This window comes from Streptomyces sp. NL15-2K, assembly GCF_030551255.1.
Lineage (GTDB): Bacteria > Actinomycetota > Actinomycetes > Streptomycetales > Streptomycetaceae > Streptomyces.
In genome coordinates this window covers 8,135,362-8,141,854 of record NZ_CP130630.1, presented here as the reverse complement: position 1 = coordinate 8,141,854, position 6,493 = coordinate 8,135,362, and the positions used below count along the sequence as shown (strand labels likewise).

Annotated in this window: 3 protein-coding genes; all 3 read right to left on the bottom strand. The window is 73.1% G+C overall.

Translation table 11 applies throughout. From position 1 onward, the window contains the following. Positions 1 to 139: 139 nt before the first annotated feature. From Q4V64_RS36820 to Q4V64_RS36810, 3 genes are read right to left on the bottom strand one after another with little or no spacing between them, the layout of a single operon-like run. Positions 140 to 1,366 carry a cytochrome P450 gene (locus Q4V64_RS36820; protein ID WP_124445766.1) on the bottom strand — a complete coding sequence of 409 codons (1,227 nt, stop codon included), beginning with the start codon at positions 1,364 to 1,366 and terminating at the stop codon, positions 140 to 142. Next, positions 1,363 to 2,340, bottom strand: coding sequence for a TauD/TfdA family dioxygenase (locus tag Q4V64_RS36815; protein WP_124445765.1), 978 nt, complete (start codon positions 2,338 to 2,340; stop codon positions 1,363 to 1,365). Before Q4V64_RS36815 ends, Q4V64_RS36820 begins: the two co-directional genes overlap by 4 nt. Next, the gene (locus Q4V64_RS36810) at positions 2,337 to 6,380 is read right to left on the bottom strand and encodes a PA14 domain-containing protein (RefSeq protein ID WP_124445764.1); all 4,044 of its coding nucleotides are present in this window, start codon (positions 6,378 to 6,380) and stop codon (positions 2,337 to 2,339) included. Before Q4V64_RS36810 ends, Q4V64_RS36815 begins: the two co-directional genes overlap by 4 nt. Between the last annotated feature and the right edge of the window lie 113 nt (positions 6,381 to 6,493).

Below are 6,493 nucleotides of genomic sequence, written 5' to 3'. Positions count from 1 at the left end.
GGTTGGTCGCCGGTGCGCGGGGATGCTTCGCCGGTGCGCGGAGGATGCTTCGCGGGCTTGCTCCGCGGAACACGACGAGCACCCCGCTCCGAGGAGGAGCGGGGTGCTCGCCCGGCACGGCTCGCAGGACGGGGGTGGCCTACGGAGCCGCGCGCAGGGAGACGGGCAGACTGCTGTACCCGTGCAGGAAGTTGGAGTGGATGGGCCGGGCCGGGGCGGTCGGCGTCATCTCCGCGACGTGGGTGCGCAGCGCGGTCAGCAGGGCGTGGATCTCCGCCCGGCCCAGGTAGGAGCCGAGGCAGAAGTGCGGCCCATAACCGAACGACACGTGCTTGTTGGGGGTCCTGGCCAGGTCGAAGACGTCAGGCCGGTCGAAGACCTCTTCGTCGTAGTTGGCCGAGCTGTTCCAGAGGGTGACCACGTCTCCGGCGCGCAGCGTCCGGCCGCCGATCTCCACGTCGGTGAGCGCCCTGCGGCCGAAGTGCATGGCGGGGGTGACCCAGCGCAGCACCTCCTCGACCGCGCTCTCGGTCGCGACCTCGCCCGACTTCAGGCGGCGCCACTGCTCGGGGTGCTCGATCAGCTCCTTCACGGCGCAGATCATCGACAGCCGGCTGGTCTCGTCTCCACCGATGATGACGCTGTAGCAGTTGAAGACGATCTCCTGCTCGGTGAGCGGCTCGCCGTCGATGGTGGCCGTGGCCAGCACGCTCACCACGTCGTCACGCGGGTCCTCCCGACGCTCCTCCGCCAACTCGGAGAAGTACAGGAGGAGTTCGTTGCGGGCGACCAGCGCCTCCTCGGCCGACTGCTCGGCCTCCTCGGCGCTGAGGGCCTGCTTGGTGAGGGAGAGCAGATAGTCCCGGTCGGCGGCGGGGACACCGAGCAGATCGGCGATGGTCGCCATCGGGATGTGCTCCGCGACGTCCTGCGCGAAGTCGCACTCCCCACGGGCGACGGCCTCCCGCACCAGGCGGTCGGCCCGGCGGCGCACCGCGTCGACGACGGATTCGAGGACGCGTGGCGCGAAGGCCTTGAGCAGCAGGTTGCGCAGCTCCCGGTGGCGCCGACCGTCCGTGACGGCCAGCATCTGCCCGGCCGCCGAGTCGCCGCCCTCCAGGAGGGTGGCGAGGACGTTGCCCCGCTCGGAGGTGAACCGCTTGTTGTCCCGGTAGACCTCCATGACGTCCCGGTAGCGCGACACGACCCAGAAGCCGGGCACCTGACGTCCTTCGACGGGATGCCAGTGGACCGGGCTCTGCGACCTGAACTGCCGCCACATGGAGACCAGTTCGTCCTGGTGGTCCAGGAAGGTCTGCGGTGCGGTGAGGTCGATGGCGCTCAGCGTCATCGTGGCGGTGGTCATGCCCCGGCCGCCTCACGCTGGGTCATGGCCACCAGGACCTTGCGGTCGCCGGTGAAGGGACGGCGGCCGTGGGAGGTGAGGAGGTTGTCGATCATCAGCACGTCGCCGGTCCCCCAGGGCTCGGCCAGCGTGGTCTCGTCGAACACGCCGAGGATCGTGCCGATCTCGTCGGCGGTGATCGGCGTGCCGTCACCGTAGTAGGCGTTGCGCGGCAGTCCGTCCATCCCGCAGATCTCCAGCAGCCCCTCGCGGACCGCCTCCGGCAGCGCGTGCACGTGGAAGAGGTGGGCCTGGTTGAACCAGACCTTCTGACCGGTCACGGGGTGCGTCATCACCGCGGGCCGGCGCTGACGGGTGCGCAGTACGTCGCCGTCCCACTGCGTCTCGATGCCGTGGTCGGCGCAGTAGCTCTCGACGTAGCCCTTGTCGTCGCTCTGGAAGCCCTCCTGCCAGGACAGGCCCATCCCGGTGCGGTACGTACGGGTGTAGAGCACGCCCTTGTCCTCGAACCGCCGGACCAGGTCGCCCGGGAGCCGGTCGAGCACGGCGGTGCTGTCGGCGACCGGGGTCTCCCCGCCGCTCTGCGCGGCGAGAGCACAGAAGAAGAAGAGGTTGTGCGGCCAGTTCTCCGAGTAGGCGCTCTCGTTGTGCTGGGGGATGCTCTGGTCCTGCGGGTACTCGGTGGAGGTGTAGACCTTGCCGGTGACCCGGCTGCGCGGCGTGGAGCGCTCGTTGTACTCCAGGGTCCGGCCGCCGATCTCCTCGGCGAGTTCGGCGAGTTCGGCCTGCTGAACGATCCCGCTGTCCTTGACCATGACCGCCGCGTGCTCGTACATCGCCGAGCGCAGCGCCTCGGTGTTGGCCGAGAACCAGGCGCGGTGATCGCCGCCCGCGGAGGGCCGCACCCGCACCAGACGGGTGCCGTGGTGCTCCAGTACGTCGGTGTCGGCGTCCGTAAAGGGCGTCTTCATCATTCCTTCTCCACGTCCAGGTCGTAGCCGTTGATGCTCGTGTGGTTGACCGGGTCACCGGCCGCGTACTCGTAGGGGTTGAGGAAGGGGCCGCCCGCGACCGGGGCGGAGAAGCGGCCGAAGGCGGGGTTCAGCACGCGGGTGTCGAGCACGACGTTGTAGAGCGCGCCTTGGTGCTCGGTGCCCACCTGGTACTGGCCCAGCCACCCGTAGTCGAAGTCGCCGGGCAGGTTGTCCGGCACATGCCCGGTGTCGACCGTGCCGTCCGCCCGGAGCGGCTCGCCGTAGAGGCCGTACCGATGGAGGTCGCCCTGCTGCCGGCCGGTGTCCCCGGCGACGAGGAACAGGTCGCCGCGGACCGTCGGCAGGCTCCACGTCGTCCGCCCGCCGGCGTACGCCTCGCCCTTGACCGACAGGACGACACCGCCCGGCAGGCCGATCACCCGGGACAGCAGCCGCTTGTCCGCGCCGAGCACCAGGTCGAAGGCCGTGTCGGTCATGTCGGTGTGGCCGTAGCCGAGACGCTCGGTGCCGTCGGCGGTGGTGGCGGTGCGCGCCAGGAGGTGGTCCGCGATGTCCTTGGTGTACCTGACGTCCGCCGCGTCGGGCCCGGTCACGGTGGCGCCGAGATAGCGTTCGGCGGCGTCCTGGCGTTGCGTCAGCTTCGTCGGGCCGGTGTCGTATCCGGTGAGGTGGCCGTTGAGGGCGTACGCCGGGCCGGTGACGGGGTTGTCGCCGGTGGTCGCGAGCAGCCGGTCGGCGTCGTCGTAGCAGTAGCCGGTGACGCTGGTGCCCGCGGCCGTGCGGTCGGTCAGGCGGACGAGGTTGCCGTTGGCGCCGGCGCCCGCGCGGGTGCCGGCCGGGCAGTCGGCCGGTGCCTGTGCGGTGAAGTCCCGGCCGTACTCGTGGCCGGTGAACCAGGCCCGCACGAGCCGGCCCGCCGCGTCGTACCGGAAGTTCGGTCCGTCGGGCCGGGCGTCCGCGCCGGCCACCGACTCGTCCACCACGGTGCCCGACTGCGAGCGGGTGACGCGGGTGGGCCGCTCGGTCCCGTCGGCGAGGACCCAGTTCTTGGCGGTGATCCGTCCGGCCTCGTCGCGGAGCACGACGAGCCGGGTTCCGTTGGCGTAGCGCACGTCCCGCAGTGCGCCGGCGGCGTCGTGGCCGGCCGAGGCCAGCCGCCTGCCGTCGAGGACGACCGACAGGATCCGGCCCGCGGCGTCGTACCGCGTCCGCTCGACCTGTGGGGCGTCGGCGGCGGACGGCGGTGTCATGGTCCTGAGCACGGCCCGGCCGGCCCGGTCGTACCCGGTCTGCGTGCGGGTGCCCTGGCCGTCGGTGTAGCTCACGGTGCGGCCCAGCAGGTCGACGGTGTTGGTCATGGAGTGGTCGTGCTGGGTCGCCCTCATGGTCAGCGGGTCGCCGCGGTAGGCGCTGTCGTACGCGACGCTCCACGCGGGGAGGCTGGAGTTGCCCGGCATGGACATCCGGGTGATCACGCCGCGTGCGTCGTACTCGACGCAGGTCCAGTCGGGTCCGCCGAAGTTCACCGCGACCGGCAGGCCGCGGGCACCGAAGACGAACTTCTCGACCCGGGCGGACCCGTCGGCCGAGGCGGGCAGCGCGATGGACCTGGGCAGGCCACGCTGGGCGGCCGGGTCGCTCTCCGCGGTGCACGGGTTGTCCGCGGTTTCCGTCGCCCCGTAGAAGCTGTACGTCTTGCGGGCGCCGCCGGGCAGGATCTCGGCGACGGGGCGGAAGGACTCGTCGAACTCGTAGCCGGTGGTCAGGGCGAGGCCCTCGGGGTCGGTCACCAGCGCGTCGGGCAGCCCCAGCTCGTTCAGCCGGGTCAGCGTGGTCAGGTGCGGCACCCCGTCGGAGTCCTGGCGCTCGGTCGTCAGACCGGCCGGAGAGAGCGTGGTCGTCTGCGCCGGGATCCTGGCGCAGCCCTCGGGGGCGGGGCCGATCGGCCGCAGGTCCGGGCCGAAGCACTTGCGCGGACCCGGTCCGTACGAGCCGGTCGCCATCCCGGACTCGTCGTGGACCGTCGTGGTCATGCGGCCCGCCGGGTCCGTCGTGGTCCGCGGCTGGTCGGCGGCCGTCCAGGTGAACCTGGTGGTACGCCGGGTGCCGTCGGTGTCGGACTCCAGCCGTCCCGCGGTGTCGTAGGTGACCTTGCGCGTCCAGCCCTGACGGGTGCTCACGCCCGCGACGGCGACCTCCGTCGCGCCCGGCGTGGGGGTGTAGGTGCGCTCCGGCCGCCGGTCGGTGCGGGCGGTGGTGCCGAGCGGGTCCGGTCCGGTCACCCGGTGCACCGCGGCGGAGTCCCGCCGGTAGTCGATGCGGTACTGGGCGGCCTCGGTGTCGCGCCCGGCGCCCGCGGCGATCCAGTCCATGACGAGCGGCGGCCGTACGGTGGTGAGCCGGTGGTCGGACGTGTAGCCGAAGTCGGTCGTCTCCGCGCCGGGGTTGACGAAGCGGCTCAGTTTGCCGTTCCGGTAGTGCAGTCGGGTGGTGCCGGCGCCGGGAACGCGGACGGCGCACACATGGCCCGCCGGGGCCGCGCTGTCGGCGCACTCCTGGCTGCCCGCGTAGAAGAACCTGAGCCCTTCGTCCTCGGCGGCCTCGATGCCGGCGGCCGGGCTCTCGAAGGTGGCGGCGGACCCGGTGGCCCCGCGCTCGTCGGCGCCGGCCGCGGCCGAGTCCTTCCGCCGTGCCTGCGGGCCGGGCGCGCCCGCGCCCGTGCCGGTGAGGGCCCCGGTGCCGGAGTCGGCGCCGGACGTCGGCGCGGAGCCCGCGGCGACCGGGGAGGATCCCGGCGAGCCCTGCGCGGCGTCCGCGTTGGCCGCGCTCCCGGTGTCCGGTCCGGTGGCGGCGGGCGTGACGGTCCAGCCCGGCGGGAGGACCGCGCCGGCCGGCCGCAGCCAGGACGCCGGGACGGGAGTGGCGTGCCCGGCCCCGGCGGCCCACAACGCGACCTGCCCGCCGGCCGCCTGCCGGCGGTACTCGACCTCGATGGTGTACGCGCGCCCGGCCCTGAGCCTGAGCGCGTCGCCGTACGCCGGGCGGTCGCCGGCCTCGGCACCCCGCCAGTCGTCGAGGACCGGTTCACCGTCGACCAGGATCCTGAGCCCTCCGTCGTAGGTGCCACCCAGCCGGTAGGTCCCGTCGGCGGGCACGGACAGCTTCCCCGCCCAGGCGACACGGAACGCCGCGCCGGGCTCCGCGCCCGGGTGCGGAGCCTGCCTGCCCCAGCGGAAGTCGATGCGCGCGTCGGTCCGTACGGTCCGGGGCTTGTCGGCCGCGGCGATCGGGGACATCGCGTCACCGGCGTAGTACGAGCCGGTCAGTCCGGCCGCCGTGCCCACGGCCTGCGAGTTGTAGGTGAAGGTGGCCCCCAGGGGGGCCGAACCGGTCGGTACCTGGGCGGTGTTGACGGAGACGGTCGCGTTGCCGGTCGCCAGGTTGACGGCGACCGGGCCGAGCGTGTCGGTGGGGACCGGGCCGCCCTCCTGTTGCGCCCCCAGCCGCTGGTTCACGGTGAACGTGCGGGCGGCGGCGTCCGCGCCGACCCGGCCGGAGCGGTCCTTGCTCCGCACGGTCCAGGTGTACCGGCCGCCGTCCTTCAGGAGTCCCGCAGGAACCTGCCAGCGAGATGACTTGACCCAGCCCGAGGACGTGACCTGTCCGGTGCGCGGGGTGTCGCCGGAGGCGATCACGAACTCATGGGCGACGGCGCCCCGTTGGCGCGCGGCGATCAGTTCCGGCCGGACTCCGGTCAGGGTCGCGCCGTCGGCGGGCCCGGCCGCGGACGCGGCGTGCGCGGCGTCCCCGGTGCGGGCCGCCGCAGCGCCGAACGACCCGGCCGGCCAGGCCGGCCGGTCGGCGGCCCCGGCCTCGGCGGGCAGCAGCGCCACCCCGGTGGCATCGCCCTTCGCCCCGGCCCCGGCCACCGTCGGCGCCTCGGCCCCGAGCAGTGTGAAGGACAGTGCCGTCACGACCGCGACCGCGGCCGGCACTCTGAGTCTTCTGGTGTGAGCCATGCCCGGTCACCGCTCCAAAGGAATTGGGGGAACGCACCGTCCGGCGGCGCTGGATGTCCGACTGGCTCGATGCTGCCAGCGGCCATATCCCAGCCGAAGTCCGCAAAGAATCT

Excerpts from the sequence above, each read along its gene's own strand:
- Q4V64_RS36820 (WP_124445766.1), bottom strand. The coding sequence starts at position 1,366 with ATGACCACCGCCACGATGACGCTGAGCGCCATCGACCTCACCGCACCG.
- Q4V64_RS36810 (WP_124445764.1), bottom strand. The coding sequence starts at position 6,380 with ATGGCTCACACCAGAAGACTCAGAGTGCCGGCCGCGGTCGCGGTCGTG.
- Q4V64_RS36815 (WP_124445765.1), bottom strand. The coding sequence starts at position 2,340 with ATGATGAAGACGCCCTTTACGGACGCCGACACCGACGTACTGGAGCAC.